The organism is Paenibacillus sp. FSL H7-0690, from assembly GCF_037980415.1.
GTDB classification, from domain to species: domain Bacteria; phylum Bacillota; class Bacilli; order Paenibacillales; family Paenibacillaceae; genus Paenibacillus_AQ; species Paenibacillus_AQ odorifer.
On record NZ_CP150281.1, the window covers coordinates 1,664,415 to 1,690,987 of the forward strand.

20 protein-coding genes are annotated in these 26,573 nt (G+C 45.1%); 19 read left to right on the plus strand and 1 reads right to left on the minus strand.

Going from position 1 to position 26,573, the window contains the following annotated elements; translation table 11 throughout:
• The first annotated feature begins 45 nt into the window (after positions 1–45).
• The 15 genes from MHI32_RS07375 (at position 46) to MHI32_RS07445 (ending at position 19,852) form a co-directional block, all read left to right on the plus strand.
• Positions 46–1,527, plus strand: a complete 1,482-nt coding sequence (locus MHI32_RS07375; protein ID WP_340012097.1) for a glycoside hydrolase family 32 protein — start codon at positions 46–48, stop codon at positions 1,525–1,527.
• 21 nt (positions 1,528–1,548) lie between these two features.
• A complete protein-coding gene (locus MHI32_RS07380; RefSeq protein ID WP_280752631.1) occupies positions 1,549–2,424 on the plus strand; it encodes an ROK family protein in 876 nt (291 codons plus the stop codon).
• Positions 2,425–2,536: 112 nt separating this feature from the next.
• Positions 2,537–6,340, plus strand: coding sequence for a GH32 C-terminal domain-containing protein (locus MHI32_RS07385; RefSeq protein ID WP_340012098.1), 3,804 nt, complete (start codon positions 2,537–2,539; stop codon positions 6,338–6,340).
• Positions 6,341–6,649: 309 nt separating this feature from the next.
• Positions 6,650–7,639, plus strand: coding sequence for a LacI family DNA-binding transcriptional regulator (locus tag MHI32_RS07390; RefSeq protein WP_248547745.1), 990 nt, complete (start codon positions 6,650–6,652; stop codon positions 7,637–7,639).
• Between the two features lie 21 nt (positions 7,640–7,660).
• A complete protein-coding gene (locus MHI32_RS07395) occupies positions 7,661–8,641 on the plus strand; it encodes a BadF/BadG/BcrA/BcrD ATPase family protein (RefSeq protein ID WP_076125294.1) in 981 nt (326 codons plus the stop codon).
• Positions 8,642–8,684: 43 nt separating this feature from the next.
• The gene (locus MHI32_RS07400; protein WP_076307094.1) at positions 8,685–9,983 is read left to right on the plus strand and encodes a 6-phospho-beta-glucosidase; all 1,299 of its coding nucleotides are present in this window, start codon (positions 8,685–8,687) and stop codon (positions 9,981–9,983) included.
• Positions 9,984–10,007: 24 nt separating this feature from the next.
• Positions 10,008–10,934 carry an ABC transporter permease subunit gene (locus tag MHI32_RS07405; RefSeq protein WP_036675807.1) on the plus strand — a complete coding sequence of 309 codons (927 nt, stop codon included), beginning with the start codon at positions 10,008–10,010 and terminating at the stop codon, positions 10,932–10,934.
• A 59-nt stretch (positions 10,935–10,993) separates the two neighbouring features.
• Positions 10,994–11,884, plus strand: coding sequence for a carbohydrate ABC transporter permease (locus MHI32_RS07410; RefSeq protein ID WP_076185342.1), 891 nt, complete (start codon positions 10,994–10,996; stop codon positions 11,882–11,884).
• Positions 11,885–11,917: 33 nt separating this feature from the next.
• Positions 11,918–13,564 (plus strand): extracellular solute-binding protein, encoded by a 1,647-nt coding sequence (locus tag MHI32_RS07415; protein ID WP_076219658.1) that lies wholly within the window; start codon positions 11,918–11,920, stop codon positions 13,562–13,564.
• A 38-nt stretch (positions 13,565–13,602) separates the two neighbouring features.
• On the plus strand, positions 13,603–15,336 hold the full coding sequence (locus MHI32_RS07420; RefSeq protein ID WP_340012099.1) for a family 10 glycosylhydrolase: 1,734 nt from the start codon (positions 13,603–13,605) through the stop codon (positions 15,334–15,336).
• A gap of 249 nt (positions 15,337–15,585) precedes the next feature.
• Positions 15,586–16,869, plus strand: a complete 1,284-nt coding sequence (locus MHI32_RS07425) for a DUF1963 domain-containing protein (RefSeq protein WP_340012100.1) — start codon at positions 15,586–15,588, stop codon at positions 16,867–16,869.
• A gap of 166 nt (positions 16,870–17,035) precedes the next feature.
• On the plus strand, positions 17,036–17,365 hold the full coding sequence (locus MHI32_RS07430) for a PadR family transcriptional regulator (protein ID WP_036675798.1): 330 nt from the start codon (positions 17,036–17,038) through the stop codon (positions 17,363–17,365).
• A 14-nt stretch (positions 17,366–17,379) separates the two neighbouring features.
• Entirely contained in the window at positions 17,380–18,246 is an 867-nt protein-coding gene (locus MHI32_RS07435) for a pentapeptide repeat-containing protein (protein ID WP_076125280.1), read from the plus strand.
• A gap of 76 nt (positions 18,247–18,322) precedes the next feature.
• The gene (locus MHI32_RS07440; protein WP_076308015.1) at positions 18,323–19,081 is read left to right on the plus strand and encodes an ATP-binding cassette domain-containing protein; all 759 of its coding nucleotides are present in this window, start codon (positions 18,323–18,325) and stop codon (positions 19,079–19,081) included.
• Positions 19,082–19,852: an ABC transporter permease gene (locus MHI32_RS07445; RefSeq protein ID WP_076308014.1), complete on the plus strand. Its 771-nt coding sequence runs from the start codon at positions 19,082–19,084 to the stop codon at positions 19,850–19,852.
• Between the two features lie 66 nt (positions 19,853–19,918).
• Here MHI32_RS07445 and MHI32_RS07450 read toward each other — a convergent pair whose 3' ends face one another.
• A complete protein-coding gene (locus tag MHI32_RS07450; protein WP_256716044.1) occupies positions 19,919–21,850 on the minus strand; it encodes an ATP-dependent DNA helicase in 1,932 nt (643 codons plus the stop codon).
• A 291-nt stretch (positions 21,851–22,141) separates the two neighbouring features.
• Between MHI32_RS07450 and MHI32_RS07455 the strand changes: the two genes are divergently transcribed.
• The 4 genes from MHI32_RS07455 to MHI32_RS07470 all read left to right on the plus strand — a co-directional run bounded on the left by MHI32_RS07455 (position 22,142) and on the right by MHI32_RS07470 (position 26,556).
• Complete coding sequence (locus MHI32_RS07455; RefSeq protein ID WP_076302139.1) at positions 22,142–23,323, plus strand: ATP-binding protein; 1,182 nt, start codon at positions 22,142–22,144, stop codon at positions 23,321–23,323.
• 182 nt (positions 23,324–23,505) lie between these two features.
• Positions 23,506–23,952, plus strand: coding sequence for a V4R domain-containing protein (locus MHI32_RS07460; protein WP_076185335.1), 447 nt, complete (start codon positions 23,506–23,508; stop codon positions 23,950–23,952).
• 148 nt (positions 23,953–24,100) lie between these two features.
• Positions 24,101–25,360 (plus strand): MFS transporter, encoded by a 1,260-nt coding sequence (locus tag MHI32_RS07465; protein ID WP_340012101.1) that lies wholly within the window; start codon positions 24,101–24,103, stop codon positions 25,358–25,360.
• Positions 25,357–26,556 carry an ectonucleotide pyrophosphatase/phosphodiesterase gene (locus MHI32_RS07470; RefSeq protein WP_340012102.1) on the plus strand — a complete coding sequence of 400 codons (1,200 nt, stop codon included), beginning with the start codon at positions 25,357–25,359 and terminating at the stop codon, positions 26,554–26,556. The genes MHI32_RS07465 and MHI32_RS07470 overlap by 4 nt, the downstream gene beginning before the upstream one ends.
• Positions 26,557–26,573 lie beyond the last annotated feature (17 nt).

Below are 26,573 nucleotides of genomic sequence, written 5' to 3' on the forward strand. Positions count from 1 at the left end.
AATATGCGGTAAATGCCGTGTTCGGGAGTAAAGGAGAAAACAATAATGTCTACGATTGCGAAACAAAATTACCGCGGAGTGTATCATTTTTCCCCTAAGGAAAAGTGGATGAATGATCCAAACGGAATGGTTTATTTTGAGGGTGAATATCATTTGTTCTTCCAGCACCATCCAGGTGGAATGACTATGGGCGCTATGCACTGGGGCCATGCGGTCAGCAAGGATCTGGTTACATGGGAGGAGCTGCCTATCGCTCTTGCTCCAGATGAGTTAGGTATGATTTTTTCCGGCAGTGCCGTAGTTGACTGGAATAATACGACTGGATTTTTTGAAGATAAACCAGGTCTAGTAGCGATTTTCACACACCATTTGGATATGCCGGAAGGCAAGCCAGCCATTCAGCGTCAAAGCTTGGCTTATAGTAAGGATAACGGAAGAACCTGGACGAAATATGATGGAAACCCGGTGCTTGAACATGATACATTCATTGATTTCCGTGACCCGAAAGTATTTTGGAATAAAGATACTAATCAATGGGTGATGATTGTAGCTTGTGGTCAAACGGTGTGTCTATATCATTCTCCTGATCTGATGAACTGGACATTTGCCAGTGAATTCGGAGAAGGAATCGGTTCTCATGACGGGGTATGGGAATGCCCGGACTTGTTCCCGCTGGCCATTGATGGCGATCCTTCGAACACGAAATGGGTGATGCTAGTGAGCATCGGTGCGGATCCCGCTTTTGTGGAAGGATCAAGAACACAGTATTTTACAGGGGATTTTGATGGAGAAGTGTTCACGCCAGATGAAGATTCGATAAAAGTTCGCTGGCTTGATTATGGAAGAGATAACTATGCAGGTGTAAGTTGGTCCGATATACCGGCGGAAGATGGAAGAAGGCTATTTATCGGCTGGATGAGCAACTGGATGTATGCTAACAAGACGCCAGCAGAAGAATTCCGTGGCGCGATGACAATTGCAAGAGAACTTCAGCTCGAATCAAGACAAGGGGGAACCTTTCTTGTGCAGAAGCCGGTACAAGAGTTGGAATCAGCTCGTGTACAAGTCCTTTCTATAAAAAATGCAACGGTGCAAGAAATCAATACTCTTCTTAAAGAGATTCACTTGAAATCTTATGAGATTATAGCTGAGTTCGCTCGGGGTAAATCTGTAGGTTTCAAGGTAAGAGTTGGTGCGGATGAACAAACAGTGATCGGTATCAACGGTGAGACAGAGGAACTTTATGTAGACCGGAAGGCTTCGGGCCAGCATGATTTCCATGAACATTTCGTAGGACATCATTCAGCCAAACTCGCAGCGCTTGATGAGTCAAATGATCTCCGTATTTATGTGGATCGCTCTTCCGTTGAGGCGTTTAGTAATGGAGGTCAGGCAGTGATTACGGATCTTATATTCCCTGGACTAGAATCTAAAGGTATTGCTGTGTTTGCAGAAAATGAGAATGACTTGCTGATTTCCCTGGATATCTATGAGCTTACTCTCTCTGCTGAGCAAGACAAGAATTAGTCACCGAGAGGAGTCTTGTATATGCGTATAGGAGCGATTGAAGCTGGCGGAACGAAGTTTATATGTGGCATTGGGAATGAAAATGGGATCATTGAAGATCAGATCAGTTTCCCGACAGAACATCCTGAGTTGACGTTGCCCAAAGTTATTCAATATTTTCAAGACAAACCAGTAGAAGCTATGGGAATTGGATCGTTTGGTCCAATCGATATAAGCCCAGATAGTCCGACGTATGGTTACGTTACAACAACACCAAAACCAGGTTGGGGAAATTACGATATGCTGGGCACTTTGAAAAGAAACTTTTCGGTTCCCTTTGGCTGGGACACGGACGTCAATGCAGCGGCATTTGGTGAAGCCAAATGGGGCGCAGCCCAAGGGTTATCCAGCTGTTTGTACTATACAGTTGGCACGGGTGTTGGTGTGGGAGTGTATTCAGAAGGCAAACTTATTCATGGTCTTGTGCATCCTGAAGGGGGTCATGTTCTTACAAGACGCCATCCTGAAGATGAATTCCCAGGGGGATGTCCCTATCATGGGGACTGCCTAGAAGGGATGGCGGCAGGTCCTGCTATTGAAGCAAGGTGGGGGAAGAAGGGACATGAACTTCCTATAGATCACCTTGCATGGGAAATGGAAGCATTTTATATTGCGCAGTCGATTACGGGTGCTATATTGCTTAACTCTCCTCAGAAAATCATTCTGGGTGGTGGTGTTATGCAGCAGTCCCAATTGTTTCCACTTATTCGGCAGGCCGTGCTACAGAACCTGAACGGTTATGTCAGCTCAAGTACTATTTTGGAACACATAGATGAGTATATCGTTCCACCAGGACTAGGCCAACAGGCGGGATTATGTGGTGCTCTCGCTCTTGGACTCACAGCACTGGAAAGTTAGAGTTCTGCTCAATTGTAAAAGAATATAGAGAGGAGGTCAGTGCAATGAATTGGCCTCCTTCTTATTTTACAATAAAAGAAATGATTGATGATAGAAAAAGAGGGTGAAGAGGATGGTTAATAAGGGAAAAGTAATTTTATCCTTTCTCATGGCAACAGGATTTGTTATGACTTCCGCAAGCATATATGTAGCGAATCCCGGTACGGGTTGGGCTGCGCCCGCTGATCAGGAGGTAAGTAAACAAGCTAAGGAGGGGCTTTCTATTTTTGAAAGCGTAACCAAAACAAACACAAACTTGACAGGTTGGCAAATAAAAGGAAAAGGTAAGTTGGCGGATACTGTGGAAGGGATTTTACTGACTTCCGATCCACAAGAAAATGTAATGGCAATCTCCGAAACGGTGTCAGAGGATTTTATCTATGAAGCTGATGTCATGATCAAGGATATGCAAGCGGACGCGACCTTATTGTTCCGTTCTAATGAAGATGGCTGGGGTTCCCACATGCTCCAAATTGTTCCGAATGCAGGTATGATCCGCTTACGAGACGCAAGTGATGGTGAAGGGAAATTAAAAGAGGAGCGGAAGGTTACTGTTAAGGCAGAAGAGATCTATCATCTCAAGGTGAAAGCAGAGAGTTCATCACTGAAAGTATATTGGGACAATGAATATAAACCTGTGATTGAGGTTCAGGATGATGCGTATCGTACTGGTAAGCTGGGACTCAATGTATGGAATGGTTCTGTTTTGTTCCAAAATATTATCGTAAGCGACCTGAAAGGGAATTTGGGTGCTGTGGTTACAAATAAAGGACAATGGCAGCCTAATATCAACGGCAAGAAAGGAATGGTAGTAAACCAGAGTAAGTCACAGCAAATTTATAACAAACAAGCTGCTGATTTTGTATATGAAGGAAATCTATCTCTTCGTCCTGATTCTGTTGCAGCGCTCGCCTTTCGTTCATCGGCTGATGGAACAAAGGGATATGAAGCAGCCCTTACGAAGGAAGGAAATCAGGTTCGTGTAAGTCTGACGAAAGCTAACGGAACAACGATTGCAAGTTCACAGCATACCTATCCAAGTCAGGCCGGAGCAAAACATCATGTAGAGATAAAGGCGAAGGGAAACAGAATTCAGGTCTTTCTAGACGGATACACCCCGGCCGCAATCGATCTAACAGATGAAACCTATACCGATGGATATGCAGGAATCGTTGTTAAACAGGGAACAGCTTACTTTCAGGATACCTATGTGACGGATGCCAGCAATTATTATAGTGAAAAATATCGTCCTCAATACCACTATACGCCAATTCGTGGTTCTGCCAGTGATCCGAACGGACTTGTCTACTTCGAAGGTGAATATCATCTATTCCATCAGGACGGAGGCACTTGGGCACATTCTGTCAGTAAGGATATGCTGAACTGGAAGCGGCTTCCGATTGCGCTGCCGTGGAATGATCATGGGCATGTCTGGTCTGGATCAGCTGTGGCAGATTTGACGAATGCATCAGGTTTGTTCGGGGATTCAGGAGGTAAAGGTCTAATTGCCTACTACACTTCCTATAATCCCGATGGCCCGAATGGGAATCAGCGTATCGGTCTTGCATACAGCAAGGACCAAGGTCGTACTTGGGAATATTCCAAGACGCGTCCAATGGTTATCGGAAATCCAGGCGATAATGGAGGGGAGCCGGGAGGCTGGGATTTCCGTGATCCGAAAGTGATTCGTGATAATGACAATAACAGGTGGGTAATGGTTGTATCCGGTGGAGATCATATTCGTTTCTTTACTTCAACAAATCTACTTGATTGGACCCTAACAGATAGTTGGGGATACGGGGACTATGTTCGCGGCGGTGTATGGGAATGTCCGGATTTGCTTCAGCTTTCGGTAGACGGAACATCACAGAAGAAATGGGTTCTGATGATTAGTACAGGAGCGAATTCAAAAACAGGCGGATCAGATGCTGAATATTTTGTGGGTCATTTAACAGCGGAAGGTAAATTCGTTAATGATAATCCGGCAGGGAAAGTATTGCGAACAGATTTTGGAAAAGAATTCTACGCTTCAATGTCTTTTTCGAACATGCCAGATCATCGCAGCGTAATGATGGCGTGGATGACAAACTGGGACTATCCGTTTGCTTTTCCAACAAGCCATTGGAAAGGCGTACTGTCAATCCCAAGAGAAGTCTCATTAGTAACGACAAAAAATGGGATTCAGCTCGCTCAAAGTCCGATCAAGGAGTTGGAATCGCTGCGTAGTCAGCTGTATTCTACTGCTAACAAAGAGGTGAGTCCTTCTTCTCAGAATCTATTGAAAGGGGTTACCTCTGGTGCATACGAGATTGAAGCTGAAGTAGAAATTCCAGCAGGTAGTCAGGTTAGTGAATTTGGCTTTAACGTTCGTGTAGGGGGAAGTCAAAAAACGGTTGTTGGATATAAACCTGGTGAGGGTCGGATTTTCGTGGATCGGTCTGCATCTGGTTTGACGGATTTTTCGAGTCTATTTAGTACAAGACATGAAGCGGCAATGCAAACGGAGAACAAGCGAGTTAAGATGCGTATCCTTGTAGATGAGTCTTCTATTGAGGTTTTTGGCAACAACGGTAAAGTTGTTTTCTCTGACGTCATTTTTCCGGATCCAGCCAGCAGAGCTTTGAGTTTTTACACCAAAGGAGGCAACGTAAAAGTCGTATCTCTGAAGGTGAATCAGTTAGGCTCTGTATGGAATCAGGAGACGGGCTCAGCTACCAAGATAATGATGGATACAACTGATCGCGAACTGAGCAAGGGGCAAAGCGACATACTTTTGGCGATGGTAGAGAATGGTACCGGTAATGGGGCACAGCAGCTTAAATGGAATTCCAGTAACAAGGATGTTGTTGAACTAAACGTGGTGGATAAATCCCAGGCAACCCTTGTAGCTAAAAAAGAAGGCGAGTCTATCATTACTGTCTCTACTCCAAATGGGAAGACATCCGCTAGCTTATTAGTTAAGGTATCTGGGGGTGAATTTCATACGAACTTAAGTGGGTGGACTAAAGATCTATCTGCAGCCTCCTGGGTCATTGGTGAAAATGGGATTCGTGGAAATTACTTGAGTGACGCGAATTATATCGCAGAGAAGCAGGCAGGAGATTTTACTTATGAAGCAGAGATGATGTTAGGGAAATCCGGAGGAGCAGGCTCTATGTTGTTCCGTGCCAGCGAAGATGGACGCAGCGGATACTACTTAAATCTGGATCCGAATATGAAGTCCATCCGTCTGTTTTATAAAATCGACGGCCGTTTTGAAGAGCGTCAGATTCTAGCAAAAGTTCCGACGTTCATTCAGCCGGGTCAAACCTACAAAGTGAAAATCGAAGCGAAGGGCCCGCATATCGTGGTTTATGTGGATGGGCAGAAAGTGATCGACCTGCAGGACGGCACATTTGCAGAAGGCCGCTTTGGACTACATGTATTTGGCGGATATGCTTCATATCAAAACGTTAACGTGAGCGGAGAAACACCTGCCGATCTATACACTTCCAGTCTAGTAAATGCAGAACTACAGAAATCCCTTTATACAGCAAATCTCGCAAATGGTGAAGCTGTTACACTGAAGGCTGCGAATGATTTTACGGATCAGAAGTGGGTATTCGTGCCGACGGGGGACGATGCAGGCTCCTATTCTATTCGTACAACAGCCGGTCAGGCGCTTGATCTAGACACAGGGCAAAATAAAATTCAGTTATACCCTTATCTCGGATATAACAATCAGCGTTGGATTTTTCACAAAAATGATGATGGTACCGTAAGTATTATTTCTGCTCATCATAAGAAAGCGATGGAAGTATCAGCGGATGGGTCGACACTGTCCCTTAGCGAGCTTGATCCTACTCTTGATCGACAAAAATGGGTAATTACCAATTAACCTGAGGATGATAGAAGCAATGGAAGGGGGAATAGCGTGTCTAAAAAGCAACTTGTCTGCGGATGAGTTGCTTTTTGTTTTGGCTGCATTTTATGTATTGACGGATATTGGAAATGTAAGTAGAATGTAAATTAGTTAAAACCTTAAAACTTTTGTAAAGAATTTTGGTGTTCTTGATAAAGGCAAAGCTGACATTCAGTGTGCAATTTTCAATCAGAACATAGAAATATCACGAAAGGTAAGGTTTTTTTATTTACCTAAAAAGTTTAATCGTTTAAACTTTCGGGTGACGGAGGTATGGAAGCTAAGATGAATATACATGATGTAGCCAAAAAGTCGGGACTCTCTGTAGTGACCGTATCCAGGGTGCTTAACAATTTACCCTCTGTACGGGAAGCTAATAGACAGAAAGTACTGAAAGCTATGGAGGAATTAAATTATCAGCCCAATTCAGCAGCGCGGAGTCTTGTGAGAGGCAAAACGGGAGTCATCGGGATGTCGATTACCAACTTTAACGACTCTTTCTATGACCGGGTTATTCGCGTGGTGAACCGGAAGCTGGCGGCGCAAGGGTATTTTTTAGCCCTATCGATCGCCGAGAATGAGGATGAAGGCGATAATTTCCTGTTTCAGAAGGATCGCGTTGATGGAATTATCCTGTTGTCCCCACTTGAAGAAAAGGCCTATGTAGAGGAACTGAAAAGAAAAAATATTCCGTTTGTATTGCTGGATAACCAGTTTCAGCATGAGGATGTGCCTAGCGTCGTGGTCGATAACTATCAAGGCGGGTATGAGGCTACAAAGCACTTGCTCGATCTTGGGCACACTCAAATCGCCTATATTGGCGGCCCTTCGGTATTTCTAAGTGTAGCGGAGCGTAAGCGCGGTTATGTCCAAGCGCTCGAGGATGCCGGGTTAACGCCATTCGGAACGGAATACTGCAGTTTTACAGTAAGCGGCGGCTATGAGGTGGCCAAGAGATGGATCCGCGAAGATAAGCTGCCGACAGCTTTTTTTTCCGGGGACGATTTTATTGCTCTTGGAATGGTTCAGGCTCTCCGGGAAGAGGGAATTCGAGTACCCCACGATATCTCAATTGTTGGATTTGATGATCAGCAGTTCGTAGGTGAATTTTACCCGCGGTTAACGACGGTCAGACAACCTGAGGCACAAATGGGCAATATAGGCGTTGATTTACTACTAAAAATGATCAACGGGGAGGTGATGCCGCCCGCTGTAACGAAGCTTGCTCCGCAGCTACTCATTCGTGAATCCACCGCATCTGTTAGATTACCTTGAATTTTAGGAGTGAAATCATCCGTGAAGTATTTTTTGGGAGTTGATGCAGGAGGCAGTAAAACCCATGCAATGATTGCAGATGAACAAGGGAAGGTCATCGGAGTTGGCAAGGGTGGGATCGGAAATCATCAAATAAACCGTGAGCAGGCGGTGAACAGTTTGCAGCAGGCCATATCTGAAGCAATTATGGCGTCAGGGCTGACCAAGGATCAGCTGGATTACTCCTGGTTCGGCTTAGCGGGAGCGGACAGAGAGGCTGATTTCCGGATTTTGCGACCGATCATCAGCAGCTTTGATCTTCCCCAAACTGAGATTTCCTGCGACACCTGGATTGCCTTGCGGTCAGGTACAGAGAAGAACTATGGGATCGTGCTGATTTGCGGATCAGGCGTGAACTGTAGTGGTAAAAATCCGTTGGGTGCTACATACCAATGTGGTGGATTCGGCTACCGGTTCGGGGATTATGGCGGTGGCTATGATTTAAGTATTGAGGTATTCCGTAGCGTCCTTCGGGCGGATGAGGGAAGAGAGAAGGAGACGGTCCTAACCGAACGCTTAACGGAATTGTTGGGCTATTCCAATGTTTCGGAGCTAAGAGAGGATTACCTGGATCATTTCAGAGACCTGCCTCCCCATATTGCTGAACTATTGTTTCAAGCGGCAGAGGAAGGGGACCAGGTTGCCACCGAGCTGCTGGTCAAGCAAGGGGATGAGCTGGGTTTGGCCGCGGCATCGGCCATCCATCGCTTGGGCATGGAGGAGGACTTCTTCGACATCGTACTTGCAGGCAGCCTGCTGACAAAGGGAGACCGCTCAGGCATCATCCGGCGGGCCATTGAGAGAAGAGTGAAGTTGTCGGCTCCGAATGGCACTTTAAGGATTTTGACCCGGGAGCCGGTTGTAGGATCGGTCGTTCTGGCTATGGAAAGCAGCGGTATGCGTGTAGATCAGAAGGTTCTAGATAATCTATCACAGGGGAAAGTACTGAACACAATAGGCTAGTTTTTATAAGACCAAAATGAAAAAGATGAAGGAAGGGTCTATCATGGAGGAAACATTGAAGCTGGTTGTCATCGGAGCGGGATCATCGTATACGCCTGAGCTTATTGAAGGCATCATCCTGCATCACCAAGAGCTTCCCATTCGCGAAGTATGGCTGGTGGATATTGAGGAGGGAAGGGAGAAGCTGCATACGATTGCAGAACTGAGCAAACGCATGATTGCTGAGTCCGGACTGCCGATTACCGTGGTCCAGACGCTTGAGCGCAGGGAAGCCATTGCCGGAGCGGACTTTGTATGTACGCAAATCCGGGTAGGCATGCTGGAAGCGCGCAAATGGGATGAATTAATTCCGCTTCAATACAATGTCATCGGCCAGGAGACGACAGGTCCCGGAGGGATGATGAAAGGCCTACGGACTATCCCGGTCATTCTGGATATTTGCAAAGACATTGAGGAGCTGGCTCCGGATGCCTGGTTGCTGAATTTTACGAATCCGGCCGGTATGGTGACTGAAGCTGTTCACAAATACTCATCGGTAAAAAGTGTAGGCCTGTGCAACTCGCCGATCGGTTTTCAAAAGTGGCTCTCCGAGTTCTTCGGACTTCCTATGGAGAAAATCTACGCGGAGTTTGTCGGCATCAACCATCTGCACTGGGTATCCGATATCGTGATTGACGGTAAAAGCAAGCTGCAGGAGCTCATTGATTACCCGCAGAGTTACAAGGCGAGCAATGTGCCGTTTGATTCCTGGGACTACCGGTTTCTGAATGCTTTGAAAGCGATTCCCTCTTATTACCTGAGCTATTACTATATGACGGACGCGATGCTTGCGGAACAGAAGGAAGCAGCAGCAACGACTGGATCGCGCGCTGAGGTAGTGAAGAAGGTGGAGGAAGAGCTGTTTGAACTGTACCGGAACGTAGCGCTGAAGGAAAAGCCCAAGCAGTTGGAACAGCGCGGCGGAGCCTACTACTCGGAGGCGGCAGTGCTGCTGATGCGCTCCATTTATAATGATTCCCGCGATATCCAGACGTTGAATGTAAGGAATAACGGAATGATTGACTTCTTGCCGGACGATGCCTCTATTGAGGTGAACTGTATGGTAACCAAGCAAGGCCCGCTGCCGATTCCGCTGCGTATAATTCCTCAGCCCATCAAAGGCTTGCTGGCCGCGGTCAAGCAATACGAGAGCCTCACCATCGAGGCGGCTGTGCACGGAGACCGGGATATAGCCCTACAGGCTATGGTTCATCATCCGCTCGTGCCTTCGGTCACCGTAGCTGAACAACTGCTGGATGAAATGCTGGAGAAGAACAAATCGTTGTTGCCGTTGTTTCACTAGAATCGTCCAGAGGGGGAAAAGCGGATGAACACGGCCGAGAAACCGCGTAGATGGAAGAAATTTATCAGTCAATTGGATTTGCAGTCCATGGTTTGGCCGGGAATTATCTTTGTATTCATTTTTAGCTACATTCCGATGTATGGCGTGGTTATGGCATTCCAGCAATACGATATTTTTGGCGGCATTATGAAGAGCCCCTGGGTTGGATTTATGCATTTCAGAATGTTCTTCGAGGCGCCGGAGTTCTGGAATGTGATGCGAAATACCCTTGTGATTAGCTTGCTTAAATTGATTATCTCTTTTCCTGCCCCGATTCTTCTTGCGCTGATGCTGAATGAAATCGGGAATATGGGCTTTAAACGCATTATCCAGACCGTCAGCTATTTACCTTATTTCCTGTCCTGGGTTATAGTATCCGGTTTTGTATTTTCGCTGTTATCCGTTGACAACGGGACGGTGAACTATGTGCTGGAGCGATTCAATCTGGTAGGGGAGCCAGTTAACTTCCTGGCGTTACCCAAATACTTCTGGTCGATTCTAGTAAGCGTAAATGTGTGGAAAGAGGTCGGATTCGGGAGCATTGTCTACCTGGCCGCGATTGCAGGCATTGATCCAACCCTATATGAGGCCGCTTCTATAGATGGAGCAAGCCGGTTTAAGCAAATTCACTTGATTACACTCCCCAGCATTACCCCCATTATCATTATCTTTATGATTCTTGCCATCGGCAGTCTGCTCAGTGCGGGCTTCGAGGACATTTTGCTGCTGGCAACCAATCCAATTCTGCGACCCTACTCCGATGTTATCGACACCTATGTGTACCGTGTTGGGATTTTAAATGCCAGATTCTCTTATGCGACAGCGGTAGGGCTATTCAAGGCGGTGATCAGTGTCATTCTGCTAGTGACGGCCAACAAAATCGCTCGCCGGGCAGATGTTAGTCTCTGGTAGTACTACTACTCATAGCGAATGCTTCCGATGCTCCATAAACCTTTTAGGAGGAGTGAACAATGAGACTAAGCCTAGGCGACAAAATCATGCAGCGGAGTATTTATACCCTTTTGACGCTGCTGGCGTTACTCATGCTATACCCGTTTTGGAATGCGTTGGTCATTTCCTTTAATCTAGGGAGCGATACGGCGCTCGGCGGTGTAACCTTGTTACCGAGAGCTTTTACCCTGGAAAATTATTATATTGTGTTTCAGGATCAACGCCTGCTGAATTCTTTTCTGATCACCATTCTTAGAACGTTAAGCGGCACGGCATTGTCTGTCTTTTTCACGGCACTGTTAGCCTACGGAATGTCCAAGAAGACATTGCTTTTTCGAAAACAATATATGGTGTTCTTCATGATTACGATGTTCTTCAGTGGAGGGCTCATCCCTAGTTATTTACTAGTTCGCTCTTTGGGTATGCTGGACACCTTTTGGGTGCTGATTATCCCCGGCATCATCAGTGTCTGGAACATGATTGTCATCCGCACCTTCTTCCATGCTCTGCCGGAGGGTTTGGAGGAATCTGCCAAAATCGACGGCAGCAGCAACTACGGCATTTTTTTCCGAATCGTCATTCCGGTCTCCGGCCCGGTGCTGGCCACGATTGCCTTATTCACCGCAGTAGGTTATTGGAATGACTGGTTTACGGGAGCGATCTATATTACAAAGGATCACTTGCTCCCTATACAGACCCTGCTGCGCCAGATTATGAACTCCAACATCATGACCCAAATTGGCTCATCGAATGCTATCGCGCTGGATCATATGAACCGGAATCGGACGATTACCACGAAGTCACTGACTATGGCTACGATGATGATCGCTACCATTCCAATTATCCTGACGTATCCTTTTCTCCAAAAGTACTTTGTTAAGGGCGTAATGATTGGTTCGATGAAAGAATAGCAGTCTCCATATTATGTAGAAAGAAGGGAAAAGATGCGCAATCGTATGAAATGGGTATCTCTTTTGCTGACTTCACTGGTGCTTCTTCTCGCTGCCTGTAGCGGAGGAGGAAATTCTAACACTTCACCAAACACAAGCGAGAAAAATCTGAATACTGAGGCCGCCACAGATGACGGCAGCGGGATCAAGCCCGTCACCTTCAGCTTCTATGGAAACTATGACTGGCTTACGACATCACCCTGGGGGGATAATGAGGCGACAAAATGGATTCAGGAGAACCGTAAGGTTACTGTTGAACCCATACAATCCGGAGGAGCGGCCGGAGAAAAGCTCAACACGATGATCGTCGGCGGTGATTTACCGGATGTCATTTTTACTGACCGGGGATCCTCAGTGGAGCGGCTGGTGCAGGCAGGACAACTCGTTGCGCTGGATGATTACTATGAGAAGTATCCGAACTTCAAGAAATATGTGAAGGAATCCACCCTGAATTTGCTCCGTTCAGAAGACGGGAAAATCTATCAAATCCCGAACTGGTATACATCCGGGCAATTCGGCAACGGCGGATGGATGGTGAATAAAGATATTTATAACGAACTCGGCAGACCGGCGCTGGAGACCTTTGATGATTTGTATCAATATTTGCTTAAGGTGCAAGAAAAGTATCCGGATGTAGTACCTCTGGAGGTTGGGGAGAAGGGGGCAGGTCTGGAAATTATGTATGGTGGTTTTAAGGAGAACTCCACCAGTAAGTTTATTTCACTCATGGGATATCCGGATGGCGACAAGCTGTCATCTATCTTGGATGATCCTGCTTACGAAGAGATGGTGCTGTATATTAATAAGCTGTATCGTGAACGGCTGATTACGCAGGATGCACTGCAGCAAACCCAGGATGCGGTCAAAGAAAAGGTCAATACCAACCGGGTAGCAGTCATGGTCGAATCCAATATCACTACGTATGGAGCCGAGGGACACCGGGCACTGACAGCGAATAATCCGGACAGCGGTTATGAGATTATATGGCCGATTCATAAATCCGGACTAGACAAAACACGAGTGTTTGTAAGCGGCTTTGAGACGCTGGGTTGGAACGTTAATGTCATTACGAAAAAGGCCAAGGATCCAGAGGCCATCTTCGCTTATTTTGACTGGATTACGGGTCCGGAGGGGCAGAAGGTGCTTTTCTTCGGTCCTAAAGGCTTGTACTGGGATGAAGAGGATGCGGACGGAGCTCCAATCCCGAACGAGAAATACAAGACGACTCCTGCTAACGAGCGTACGGAAACGATGCGGAAATTCGAGGACTTTAACTGGGCGGGAAATACGACCTTTATTGATACGGCGAAAATGAGCCTCGAGGCGTTGCTTTCCGCGAACCAGAAATCCTGGGAGACCGTGGCGCAGTCCACGGTGACCTGGAAAACCGCGTTGGATATCACAGAGTTTGTAAATACTGATCCGATTCCGGATACGGAGATCGGCATCATCGCACAGAATATCGGGGATATTTATACCCTTGCTTACGCCCAGATGGTTCAGGCGAAGTCGGATGAAGCGGTGTTGTCGGCGCTAAAGACAGCTAAAAAGAACACCGAAAAAGCGGGGCTTGCTAAGCTGCTTGAATTCAGAACCGAAAAATGGCAGGAAAATGTTAAGAAAATCAACGCGACGAAATAAGACTATTTATAAAATCTTATAATTGTGGAGGCGAGATTATGGCATTTGCGTTGAGATCGAGGTTCATAGCACTGTTAAGCATCGTGTTGGTTTCTTCGATAGCCGGTGGTTCCGTTCCTGTTATGGCCGAAGAGGAGAGTAACCCCCCTTTCGAAACGGAAGTTATTGTACGGACCGTAAACCAGTTTAAGAACATGGCGGATGTCCAGAATTTCATCGCGCTGTCTACAAGCTATGGCGTCGATGTTATTAGCATGAACGTGAAGCAGGATGAAGATGATGAGGTTCCGTCTGGAAGTGTATTTTATCAGAGTGATATCGCACCAATTGCCCAAGGCTACCAGAATTTCGATGCCCTGCAGGCTGTCATTACGGCAGCCCATGCTGCAGGAATCAAGGTTCATGCCTGGATTCCGCAGTTCCATGATCAGCAGGCTTTCCTGGAGCACGATGAATGGCAGATGCAGGCGCTGGTTGACGGGGTTCAGACACCGTTTACAGGTTCTAACGGCAACGAATACTTCGTCAATCCGATTCACCATGAAGTGCAGGAGTATGAGCGTTCCATTATTCAGGAAGTAATCGAGAATTATGATGTGGATGGCGTTGTGCTGGATTGGATCCGCTTCGACAATTACAACATGGACGTCAGTGATTACACGGCCCTGAAGTATCAGGCGCAGTTCGGCTATTCACCGCTCAGCATTGACTTCGAGACAGATTCGCCTCAGCGTGAGCAGTGGAATGAATGGAGAACCGAACAAATCGGACAGTATGTGGGCGATATCCGTCAGGATATCACCCAGTCCTCGAAGCCGGATGTGCAGCTCGGCGTGTATATTTTGCCGCCAGAATTCATTGAAGTTGGGCAGAATGTAGCCAAATTCAAGGATGATATCGATTTTGTTGCACCAATGGCGTACTTTGATGACTGGGAGTTCAACAGTGATTGGGTATACAGCACTTCCTACGGAATCCTGAAGGATACGAGCGACCGGATTAGCGGCAGTGACGTGGAAATTGTTGCGACGCTGGATAATGACTGGACAGATGATCAATATCAGGAGATTTACAAGGGAATCCGCGAGAATTATCCAGGTGTGAAGCGTCTGTCGTTCTTTGCTTACGGGGCCTGGCCAGAAGATGAGCTAGCCAATATCAAAGAACGTGAAACCTGGCCTACGCCAGGCTGGACGCCTCCGGTAGAACAAGATTATCCTGCTCAATTACCAGCAGGGTGGAAGGCGCGAAATATTGGTTCCATGCCGGGGAACGTTACCTACAATTCTTCCAATAAGCAATTTACACTCAACAGCAGCTCTACGGATATCTGGGGAAATGGAGATCAACTGAATTATATATACCAATCCGTGCGGGGCGATGCGGAGATTATTGTTAAAGTGCAGTCCACTAGCCGATTGGACGGCTGGGCCAAGGCCGGCATTATGATTCGGGAGTCGCTGGGTCATAATTCGAAGCACGCAGATATGATGCTTACCCCCGAAAATGGGGCCACCTTCCAGTATCGTGCAGAGACTGCGGGCAATATGGTTGATCAGACTGCGGCTGCCTCGGCTCCAAGATGGCTAAAGCTGACCCGAAGTGGAAATACCTTCAAAGGGGCTATTTCGACGAACGGGAATAACTGGCAAACGGTCGGAACTGTTCAGATTCCGATGAACCGCAAGGTGTATATTGGCATAGCACTTAGCAATCCCGGGGATGACTCGAGGAATAAGGCTGTGTTTGGAAATGTGAAGATTACGGATTAAGCCTAATACAAGGGCACCGGTTCTTCTTTATCCGGGGGAGTTTTCGTTTATCAGGTTAACCAGAAATATTTGGTTGACCTTTTTTTGTTTCCGTTTAAGGTGATGGTGGGGGATATATCCAATTGAAATCTGAAATGAATTTAAAGCTGCTAAATCCGGTGGTATATTTAATGCAGCTAATTCTATAATGCAGTTTAGCTTATTAATAATAGTCTTTGAGAATAACTTATACAGAATAGGAGAGATACGATGAGCGAGCGTATACCCTGCCAAACCTCAGGCTGCAAGGGAAGCATACTTCCTGTAACTGCTTTAAAGACGGGGGGAATCTGCATGCCCTGTCATCAGAGGAAGCTTGCGCTGGAGCAAAAGGCTTATATTGAACAAAATCGAAAAGACATTGATTTGTACGCAGGTGTGAATGATCCGGTTGAAATTCTTAAAATCATGCACAAACCGCGGAGATGGAGCCCGCTTGAACACGAAATCTCCTATCACAAAACCGCGCAAGAGTTGTATCGTCAACTGACTGAAAGCGAAAGGGAGCGATTGGAATCCTACGCCATTGAATTGATGGAAGAAGATGATTTTGACCAGGCTGAGGCTATTTTACTGTCGCTTATATGTTTTTCAAGTGCGTGCATTGAACGGGGGCTGGAGGTTTTTTTTCACAAAGGGAAGTATTATCCCGGTATTCTCTATAAAGAAGCGGGTCAGGAGATCCGCGATATGATCATTCATCAGTTAGAGCATGACTCGGAAAACCGTAATCATTTGCTGCTTGCATTGGCGTGGATTGGCGATGAAGAGGTTGTTCGGCAGTTTGCGACATGGCGGCAGCATCCGCCTCGATGGACATCGGAGTTAAATGTGGCTCCGGAAACCTATGCTCACGAAGCAGGATGGGAATTAGATCCCGACGGTGGGAAAAGGCTGCTCTTTTACCCCGAGAGTTATCATTTTGAAGTAAACAAGGATGGAAAAAATGGGCTGGATCGGGATCATACGGCGGTAGCGGTGCTGCAGGAGGGTGAGCATTCCTGCCCTTGGTGTGGCGGTAAATTGACAGTGCTGTTTGATTACGATTTGCAGAATCCACTGGTTCAATTTATGAAGCTTTCCGGCCAGCGGTTAAGGGTTGCAGCTTGCATGCATTGTAATTGTTATGGCACCGTGTTTATGAAAGCGGAGCTGGATGGCCAATATTCGTGGAGTGAATATAATACCGTTCCTGATTTTTTGCCTGCAAATGAAGACAGGGAAGAAATAGCATGGCATGCCATGCAGCTATCGGAACGGCAGATGGGAACCTATGAAAATTCGTATTGGATGCTTGAGGCGCCTGCGTCGCAGATTGGAGGACATCCGGCTTGGATTCAGGATGCGGAATATCCTGTGTGCCCTTGCTGTTCGACGACGATGAAGTTTATTGCCCAAATGGACATGGAACAGGCCGAGGACAGCGAGGGGATTTATTATGCATTTTTGTGTGAGGGTTGCCGGCAGGTAGCTGTGAATTACCAGCAGACATAAATCAACTTATTTCTGGTTAGCGTAAATTGGAACTTCAGACTTAAAAGAGAAAAATGCTGCCTTAGACAACTAAGGACGGCATTTTTTTATTTTGTATAAACATGATGATCAAAGTACCTTGACTGTCACAGTAGTATGATATACAATGCGATTATGAGGTGATGAAATGAGTGAGAACAAAATCACATCCGATCTGCTGCGAGGGCATACCGATACGATGGTATTACGGCTCTTGTCCGAAGCCGATCGTTATGGATATGAAATCGTCAAATTGATTGCTGAGCGTTCCGGAGGCGAGTATGAATTAAAAGAAGCTACGATGTACTCCAGCGTCCGGCGGCTTGAGGCAGACGGTGACATTGAATGGTATTGGGGGGATGAGTCTCAGGGGGGACGACGGAAGTATTTTCGGATTACCGAGAAGGGGAAAGCTGTTTACGCCAATAACAAGACTAATTGGGAGTACGCAAAGCGTGTGCTTGAAAACTTATTATAAGGAGACTTGATAATATGAATGAGAAATTAAACATGTATTTAAATGGCGTATTCGCACCCTATGACGGGATAAAAAGCGTTGCTGAATTAAAGAGTGACCTCCTTTCCGATTTGCAGGAGCGGTTCAGTGAACTCAAGGCTGAAGGCAAGGATGATGAAACGGCGTTTAAGATGACGATAGACAGCATCGGCGACATTGAACAGACGGTGCAGGAGGTTGCCAATCTCTCCCGTTCACTTGAGCGGCAGGTGGTGACGAGCTTTAGGGCGAGCAACTTATCGAAGAGTGATTTTGCAGGCGTTACCGCCCATAAAGGGGATTTTAAAGTGAGCGCGTTGCGGGGTTCCGATTTTACAGGCGCAGACTTGACCGGCAGTTCTTTCGCGGGCAGTGACGTTGGCGAGGCCAAGTTCGACAGCGCTAATCTGACCGACTGCAATCTGTCCGGCATTGAACTGGCAAATGCGAGCTTTCACAAATCTATTCTTGTTCGCACCAACTTTAGCTCATCAGGACTTACAGGGGCGAAATTTATCAGTGCAAGACTGACCGACGTCAAGCTGTGTACGACTGATCTCACGAAAACAATCTTTGAGAACTGTATCTTTGACGGTGTGGAATTTAAAACCTCTGATCTGCGGGGATTATGTTTTGACGGCCAGACCTTTATCGGGGTCAAGTTTGAAAAGTCGGCGCTGAACGATATTTCGTTTAGAGGTGCGACGTTAAAAAATGTGTCATTCCTCTCCGGGTTTTCGTTATCCAAGAAGTTTTATCGTGCAATCAAAACGATCAACTTTGACGGTGCAATGATGGATAAGTTGACCTTCGCTGCGCTCAAAGGCATGGAAGCTGATTTGACAAAGGTTACAGTCCTATAAGCCTGAGCTTCCGAAGTGAGTTTTGCGGGGAGAATTCCATGAAGATATGCTAACAAAACCTTGAGGAGGGAATGCAATGAACAAGTCCATTAAAGTGGTTGGGTTGGAAAAGTCCTACAGACAGCTTCAAGTTTTAAAGGGGGTGGATTTTGAAGTGGAGCAGGGCAGCGTTTTTGCTCTGCTGGGCTCCAATGGTGCAGGCAAGACCACCATTGTCAAAATCCTCACCACTTTGCTGAATCAAGATGGCGGGACTGCTGCAGTGAACGGATTTGATGTCGCCACAAAGCCTGATTATGTACGCCAGTCCATCAGCCTGACGGGTCAATTTGCTGCCGTGGATGAGATTCTGAGCGGCCGGGAAAATCTGATCATGATTGCGAGGCTCCGCCATGAGAAGCGTCCGCGTCAAGTTGCGGACGATCTGCTGGAACGCTTCACTTTGACCGCTGCCGCGGATCGCAAGGTATCCACTTATTCAGGCGGGATGCGCCGGAGATTAGATCTCGCGATGAGTCTTGTTGGAAAACCGCAGATTATTTTCCTCGACGAACCAACCACTGGACTTGATCCTGAGGCAAGGATGGATGTATGGAAGATGGTTAAGGAGCTTGCCGACGGCGGTACGACTGTCTTTTTGACGACGCAGTATTTGGAAGAGGCAGAGCAGCTTGCTGATCAAATCGCCATTCTACATGAAGGTAAAATTATTGCGAGCGGTACACTCGAAGAACTAAAAAAGCGTTTTCCGCCCGCAAAAGTTGAGTACATTGAAAAGCAGCCGACGCTGGAGGAAATATTCCTCGCAATCATCGGCAAAAAGGAGGGAAAGTAAATGGAAATGATTAAGAAGCACTTTTTCAGTGACATGAGTGTAATGCTCGGACGCTCTATGCGCCATATTCTCCGCAGTATGGATACCATCATCACGGTAACTATCATGCCAATTGCATTTATGCTGTTGTTTGTTTACGTGTTCGGTGGGGCCATCCAGGCGGGTACGGATAACTATGTGAATTATTTATTGCCCGGGATCATACTGATCGCTATTGCAAGTGGTGTAACTTATACGGCTTACCGCCTGTTTAATGATGTGCAAAAAGGGATTTTTCAGAGATTCCATTCTATGCCGATTGCACGTTCTACCATGCTGTGGGGACATGTGCTGACCTCCCTGATATCCAATGCGATTTCAGTTAGCGTCATCATTCTTGTTGCATTGATTATGGGGTTTCGTTCATCGGCAGGAGTGCTCTCATGGCTGGCGGTTGCCGGCATCCTGATATTGTTTACGCTGGCTCTAACTTGGGTCGCAGCAATTGCTGGACTATCCGCAAAATCGGTGGACGGCGCGACTGCTTTTTCCTACCCGATTATTTTCCTTCCTTTCATCAGCTCGGCCTTTGTGCCTACCGAATCGATGCCGCGAGTCGTTCGCGCCTTTGCTGAAAACCAACCCGTTACATCTATAGTAGAGGCGGTTCGCTCCCTCCTGATGGGGCAGCCTGTCGGCAATGATATTTGGGGAGCCATCATATGGTGCATAGCCATTCTAGTAGTTGCTTATTTAATAGCGATGCGGGTATACAAACATAAAGTAGTTTAATTGCCAGATAACGTTATAGGGTTTAGAAGCGACTTGTCTGCGGATGGGTTGCTTTTTTTCATCTCTCTACGTATCACTAAGCTGTATCCCTTTTTCTTTCACAAACTTCTCCAGAACCTTGAAATCCTCAGTAACCTTTTTAAAAGGTAAGGCTTCCAGTACCTGATCCCGGTAATCCTTTTTGGCGGCAATGGACAGGCGGGAATCAAGTATGCTGAGCACACCAAGGTCAGTTTCACTGCGGATCAGGCGCCCGGTTCCTTGTCTTAACCGAAGCAGCATGTCCGGTACAAAAACCTCTTTCAAGGGATTCTTTGCCATCGAAGTCTTATATTCATAGACAGGATCGGCAGGAACAGGGAAAGGCAGACGGAAAATGATTAACTGCGACAAATCGGAACCTTCGATATTCACACCTTCCCAGAATACACCGGTACTAAGTAGAACGCCTTTACTGCCCCGAAAGTCAGCGATCACCCCGTCCTGGGACGAACCTTCCCTTTGAACATGCAATGCCCATGCAAGCTTCTCAGAGTTTAATTTCTTATGAATATACTTCATATCCTCTTTAGCTGAAAAAAGAACCAATGTCCGCCCGTCTGTTAAATTACAGAGCCTCATCATTTCCTTGTATGCCGCTTCAAGATAATCTTCCCGCCGCTGATGGTTATAGTAGGGGATGTCCTTGGCAATATACAGCATGGTGTGGTTATCATAATCAAACGGTGAAGCTTGGCGCTCCATATAATCTCCCCTGTAACCGAGGGACTCAGTGAGATAAGCGTATTGTTCCTCCAGCGTTTCTCCGTTTTGACACATCGTTGCTGACGTTAAAATAACAGAGGTTTTCCCGTTAAATAAGGTATATTTCAGAAACTGGCTTATCCCTTTAGGGCAGATACTAAGGGTACTCTCCCGCTGGGTATTGCTTGCCCAGATCAGATAGTTATCCTCTACTCCGGCGAGTACATCAAAGAGGTCGATAAGTCCGTTCATGGCTTCGAAAATATTGTCAATCTCCCGCTCATGCCGTGAAGTTAAGACGGAAAGGCTGAGATTAAAATCTTTTAAAACCTGAGCTGCTCGTCTTAAGGGGATTCCTGTGATCTGCGATATTTTTATACGGTCATTGTCCTGCTTGGCTGTTTGCAGTAAGTCTGCCTCAACTTGTTTGAAAATATGGCCAACGCATCTTTTTATAAATTTAAATTGCGGCATAAGCTCCGTATCGGCAGATTGCTTGAAGAGAATCTGTAAGGCGTCATCCAGAATACGGCAGGTTCCCCGGTATGTAAATTCGACCGTTCTTGCATCTCTAACCTTTGCTTCCAGATTATGAGCTTCATCAATTACGATCAGAGCCGGCCGTTCAGTGATTAACCCCTTCGTTCCTTCCTTTTTCTTGATTAAATCACGGATGAGCAGATCCTGGTTTACGATAATAAAATCCATATCGCTCGCGTTGGCATTAATTTTAGCTCTCATCTCATAAAACGTACATGTACTTTTATAATGGCAACGTTCAAATTTGCAATCATTCACACAAACGTTAGACCATACTGCATCACTAACCCCGCCCTTAATATCTGCCCGCTCATCAATTTCATAATTGACAATCTGTTGAGCAAGCGCAGACAGAGGGGCGTTTGAATCATCCGCTTGGAACAGATCTGCTGCCCTATACCGGCAAGCATACTGCCCCATGCCTTTTCCAACTACCGAACGTACCCTTGTAAATCCGAGCCGACTTCCGATGAATCTCAGATCTTTATGTATTTGTTCTGAAAGTTGTATGGAGGATGTCGCAATAATAACCGGTTGCCTTGAGATTTGGTTAATAAGCAGGCTGGGAATGAGGTAGGCAAAGGACTTGCCGATGCCGACTCCAGCTTCAATCATCGCGTTACGACCATTAATATAGGCATCAGCGATATCTAGAGACATATCCTGCTGGCCGATCCGCTCTTTAAGTCCAATCCTGGGAAATTTATCATACATGCGAAAGATAGCATTGACTAAAGAGGGCTCGATGTCCTTCTTTAGCTCCTGCTTCTGTAATTTGTAGAGATCACTTAACCAGCTAATGACGACAGCCCCTTTTCAAAATCAATGATCTTCCTAATTATAGTTTTTTTGGTTTTTTGGTGAGGTTGTAATTATCTTCGATGCCACTCTAACAGTCAAGTCCAGAATATAATATGATGATTAAAACAAAGTGAATTACTGTGTTTTTAAAGCAGGAAAATATACACATATCTTGAATACAAACTACAAAGAAGGAGGATGACAATGTCATACAAAGAAAATGAATTGCGTTCGTCATTAATCTTAGCAGTTCCAATCATTTTAAACAGGCATTATCATTCCATGACTATGAAAAACATCGAATTCTCCTGGTTTGTAGAGTCGCATAAGGAATTGTTAGATTCATCATTCAGTACGATATTAATGAGTATGGTAGAAGCCTTGTTTTTTGATTCTTTTGGTTACGATCAATACTTAAACCTGCTAGAAAAAGAGGGGGCTGAGCAAGGGGTTTATACTGCAGAAATATTCGGTGATCATTTTGATATTTTACTTGATATGAGCAAGGATTTAAATTTAACCGCTCAGAATATTATGTTTAAGATCATTGAAGAGTTTGTAGATGATTCCGCGATCCGATTGTTTTTTTATAATCGTTTAATGGAATGCAACTGGACCCGTTTTACTGGCTTTGCACAAGGTTATTTGTCTAATAAAAATCAACAGATTGACAATTTACATGAACAAAAAATTGCTGTTATGGGACAAATGGCAGCAGGAATGGCGCATGAAATAAGAAATCCGCTAGCTTCGATTAAAGGTTTTGCTCAGCTTGTAAATATCAGGCTAAATGAGCCGGAGATCAAAGCGGATGAATTGCGTGCATATCTGGATATCACCATCAAAGAGATTGATGCTCTGAATGGATTAGTAACGGATTTTCTAATACTGGCTCGAAAAGGTGACAGTACGAAAAATAACGGCGTAGTATTTAACGTTATGGAGGTTATACATAGAGTTAATAACATTGTGAATCAACTCATACTTAGTGATGATATTATACTTTCAGTAGAGTGCTCTTTAGAAAAAGTACTAACGTTTGGAAGCGCCTCTCAGCTAGAGCAGGTAATTCTTAATATTTTGAAAAATAGTATCGATTCCTTCACAGCTTTTAGAGGCAGAATAGATATTTCTGTTACCATAGCTGCTGAGACAAACGAAATTATTCTACTCTTTAAAGACAACGGAGAAGGAATTCCACAGGATAAATTAAAACGGATATTTGACCCTTTCTTTACTACCAAGCAAAAAGGGACAGGGATTGGATTATCGATTTGTAAACAATTAATTGAAATGTATGGGGGGCATATTAAGGTAGATTCAGAGGTTCAGGTTGGAACTAGCGTGAGGGTTATTTTGCCTTGGGTTTATGATTATCATATTTGAGATGCAGCTGCAGCTAATGAATGAAGGAGCGACTTGCCAACAGGGAAGTTGCTTTTTTTGTTATGGTTCTACAAAAAATCAGGATGTGCGTAAGATCACAAAGCAATTATTGGATACGTTTATACTCAATATATCAATTAAATTTGAAATATATATTACATAAGCAATTGGAGGCTACTGGCATGGATCAATTTACTTTTACAGATATGAAAAAAATAAAGAGAAAAAATTTAGGTAATGTCGTACCTTTAGAGCTTTTCAGAACGATTAGACTTATTGGTTTATATCAAGCGTTACCCATGAATGGTAAGGGTACAACGTTGACTATAGGAAGAAAAATTGGGGAAGAATTTGGTGTTACCTCGGTTAATGAACTATTCGAGTTATTCGAACAATTGAAGATAGGGATTCCTATAATAACCCATGAAGATGACAAGGGGATGACGATTGCAGTACACGATTGTTTCTGCGAAGGGTTACCTATTATGGAAGGGAAAATGGTTTGTGACCTGGAGGGAGCCATTATCGAAGGAGCACTTACTAAAATTCGTGGAAAGCGGGTTTCCGTCCGGGAAATAAAATGTAATGTTAATGGGGATGAATATTGCGAATATATCGTCAAATATTAAATTCATATATAAAAGCGAGTAAGCGACCTTTCGATTTTAAAAGGTCGTTTTTTTATGAAGAAGTTGTGATGGAATTAACATTCATTTAACATGGCTCTTATGCTGAAATGATATAACAGTTACAAATAGGTGAAAAGGTGGCTGTTAGATGAAACTTAGCAAAGAGGAAAAATCATGGATTTTATATGACTGCGGGAATTCAGCCTATTCGATGGCGGTTACAACTGCATTATTGCCTATTGTATTTGGCATGTTTTCAAATGTTAACAGCAGCATGGATTTAGGGTACTTTAACTCCATTGCTAGTATTCTTGTGGCTATCCTTAGTCCGATTTTAGGCACGATCGCAGATTACAAGGATAAGAAAAAGCGCTTTTTCTTATTTTTCTCTTTGATCGGTGTGCTGGCTACGGCTTCGTTGGCATTCGTTGCACCTGCGAGCGGGCAGTGGCAGTTATTGTTTGTGTTTTACATCCTGTCTGTCATAGGTTTTGCCGGAGCCAATATTTTTTATGACTCTTTTCTTGTGGATATAACCACTGATGAAAGGATGGATAAGGTATCCACAAAAGGTTTTGCTTATGGATATATCGCCAGCGTCATTCCATTTGGCATCAGCCTGCTATTGATTCTGTTTATGGGGATGGATAAGTCGATCGGTTATCAGATTGGGTTTATCATTACTGCTCTTTGGTGGGGGCTGTTGACCATACCCATGATCAGAGATGTGAAGCAGAGATATTATATTGAGCCTGAACCAAGACCTGTAATCAACAGTTTTAAAAGACTGGGAGACACCTTTAGGAATGTTAGACAGCATAAAGTTGTATTTGTTTTCTTAATTGCGTACTTTCTTTATATTGATGGGGTAGATACGATTATTAAAATGGTGGTGCCCTATGCCACATCGGTTCTGGGTGCGGATGCTTTTGACACCTTTACCTTACTGGGGATATTATTAGTTATCCAGATCATCGCTTTTCCTTGTGCAATCCTGTATGGTAATCTCGCCAAAAAATACTCCGCCAGGACTTTGATCATCGTGGGGATTGTTACATATATCATTTCCTGCATCGCAGCTTTTTTTATCACTTCAGTGTGGCATATATTTATTCTAGGTGCGCTAATTGGTTCCGCTCAGGGAGGCATTCAGGCGCTCAGCAGGTCTTATTATGCGAAGATCATTCCAAAGGAGAATTCCAATGAATTCTTTGGTTTTTACAATATTTTTGGCAAGTTCGCGGCCATTGTTGGTCCTGCTGTAATGTCTTTAACAACAACCTTAACAGGTAATGCTAAATTTAGTATTTTAGCGATTATCCCCCTTTTTATTATTGGATTATTCGTATTTATAACTTTACCTAAAGAGCAGCCTGAACATGACGAACCTAAGGGGCTTATTCTATGAAGTCAATTAAAGCACAAACGGCTATGGCCAAGCATTTGATCGTCATCTCTTACGATGCCTTTTCAGAAGACCACTGGGCATTGGCCAGCCGGCTTCCAAACTTAGCGGAATTAATTAAAAACGGAGCCCATAGCCATAAATTGAAAAGTGTGTATCCCACGCTCACATATGTAGTGCACACCACCATAGCAACCGGTGTATATCCGGATAAGCATGGCATCCATCACAACAATCCGTTTCAGCCCTTTATTAAGGAAGAGGAGCAGAATTGGTTCTGGTTTAGAAATGCGATCAAGGTGCCAACGATTTACGATGTTGCGCGCGAGCATAAGATGAGCACCGCCGGAATCCTATGGCCAGTATCGGGTAAATCCTCCATCCAATACAATATACCTGAAATCAGAGCCATCAAAAACGAAAATCAGGCACTGAAGATATTAAAAAGCGGAAGCCCCTTATACTGCGTGGATATGGAGCTGAAATATGGCCGGATCCGCAAAGGGATTGAGCAGCCCTATCTGGATGACTTCACGACCAAATGTGCTATAGACACGATTAAGCGCAAAAAACCTAATCTTCTAATGATGCATCTGATCGATCTGGATGATGCCAAACATGCTTATGGAACTGACAGTGACGAAGTGAAGCAGGTAATCACACGTATGGATAAAAGGGTAGGCGATATTATGCAGGCAGTGGATGAAGCGGGGATAAAGGATGATACGATTTTTTTAATTTTGGGGGACCATGGCCAGTTTAATGTTAGGTACAAGGTGCATTTAAACAACCTTTTGCAGGAAAAGGGCCTGATCTATGAAGAGAACGGCGAAATGAAGTGGAGAGCTTACTTTCAGTGTGGGGGTGGAGCGGCTTACTTGCATATCCGGCAGGGCGATGAAGAAGCTGAGCAAATAGCATTAGCTGTTATTGGAGATAATATGAGAGATGAATCCTCAGGTATAGAGAAATTGTATGCTAGAGATGAACTGGATTATTTTCATGTGGGCCAAACCACAAAGTATATGCTTGAGGCTAAGAGAGGTTATTGTTTCGACGAAAGTATGGATGAACCAACGATTGTTGATTTGGACAAACAAGGCGTTAAATTTGCCACGCATGGCTATTCTCCTGATAAAGACGGCTATAGATGCAACTTGGTTGTCTCCGGGAAAAGATTAGAAATGGGCATCATATAGGGGACATCGAAATGGTA

Coding starts and splice junctions, on each gene's coding strand:
- MHI32_RS07405 (WP_036675807.1), top strand. CDS start 10,008: ATGAACACGGCCGAGAAACCGCGTAGATGGAAGAAATTTATCAGTCAA.
- MHI32_RS07390 (WP_248547745.1), top strand. CDS start 6,650: ATGAATATACATGATGTAGCCAAAAAGTCGGGACTCTCTGTAGTGACC.
- MHI32_RS07460 (WP_076185335.1), top strand. CDS start 23,506: ATGGATCAATTTACTTTTACAGATATGAAAAAAATAAAGAGAAAAAAT.
- MHI32_RS07455 (WP_076302139.1), top strand. CDS start 22,142: ATGTCATACAAAGAAAATGAATTGCGTTCGTCATTAATCTTAGCAGTT.
- MHI32_RS07400 (WP_076307094.1), top strand. CDS start 8,685: ATGGAGGAAACATTGAAGCTGGTTGTCATCGGAGCGGGATCATCGTAT.
- MHI32_RS07425 (WP_340012100.1), top strand. CDS start 15,586: ATGAGCGAGCGTATACCCTGCCAAACCTCAGGCTGCAAGGGAAGCATA.
- MHI32_RS07470 (WP_340012102.1), top strand. CDS start 25,357: ATGAAGTCAATTAAAGCACAAACGGCTATGGCCAAGCATTTGATCGTC.
- MHI32_RS07440 (WP_076308015.1), top strand. CDS start 18,323: ATGAACAAGTCCATTAAAGTGGTTGGGTTGGAAAAGTCCTACAGACAG.
- MHI32_RS07415 (WP_076219658.1), top strand. CDS start 11,918: ATGCGCAATCGTATGAAATGGGTATCTCTTTTGCTGACTTCACTGGTG.
- MHI32_RS07385 (WP_340012098.1), top strand. CDS start 2,537: ATGGTTAATAAGGGAAAAGTAATTTTATCCTTTCTCATGGCAACAGGA.
- MHI32_RS07420 (WP_340012099.1), top strand. CDS start 13,603: ATGGCATTTGCGTTGAGATCGAGGTTCATAGCACTGTTAAGCATCGTG.
- MHI32_RS07375 (WP_340012097.1), top strand. CDS start 46: ATGTCTACGATTGCGAAACAAAATTACCGCGGAGTGTATCATTTTTCC.
- MHI32_RS07445 (WP_076308014.1), top strand. CDS start 19,082: ATGGAAATGATTAAGAAGCACTTTTTCAGTGACATGAGTGTAATGCTC.
- MHI32_RS07435 (WP_076125280.1), top strand. CDS start 17,380: ATGAATGAGAAATTAAACATGTATTTAAATGGCGTATTCGCACCCTAT.
- MHI32_RS07430 (WP_036675798.1), top strand. CDS start 17,036: ATGAGTGAGAACAAAATCACATCCGATCTGCTGCGAGGGCATACCGAT.
- MHI32_RS07450 (WP_256716044.1), bottom strand. CDS start 21,850: ATGTATGATAAATTTCCCAGGATTGGACTTAAAGAGCGGATCGGCCAG.
- MHI32_RS07380 (WP_280752631.1), top strand. CDS start 1,549: ATGCGTATAGGAGCGATTGAAGCTGGCGGAACGAAGTTTATATGTGGC.
- MHI32_RS07410 (WP_076185342.1), top strand. CDS start 10,994: ATGAGACTAAGCCTAGGCGACAAAATCATGCAGCGGAGTATTTATACC.
- MHI32_RS07465 (WP_340012101.1), top strand. CDS start 24,101: ATGAAACTTAGCAAAGAGGAAAAATCATGGATTTTATATGACTGCGGG.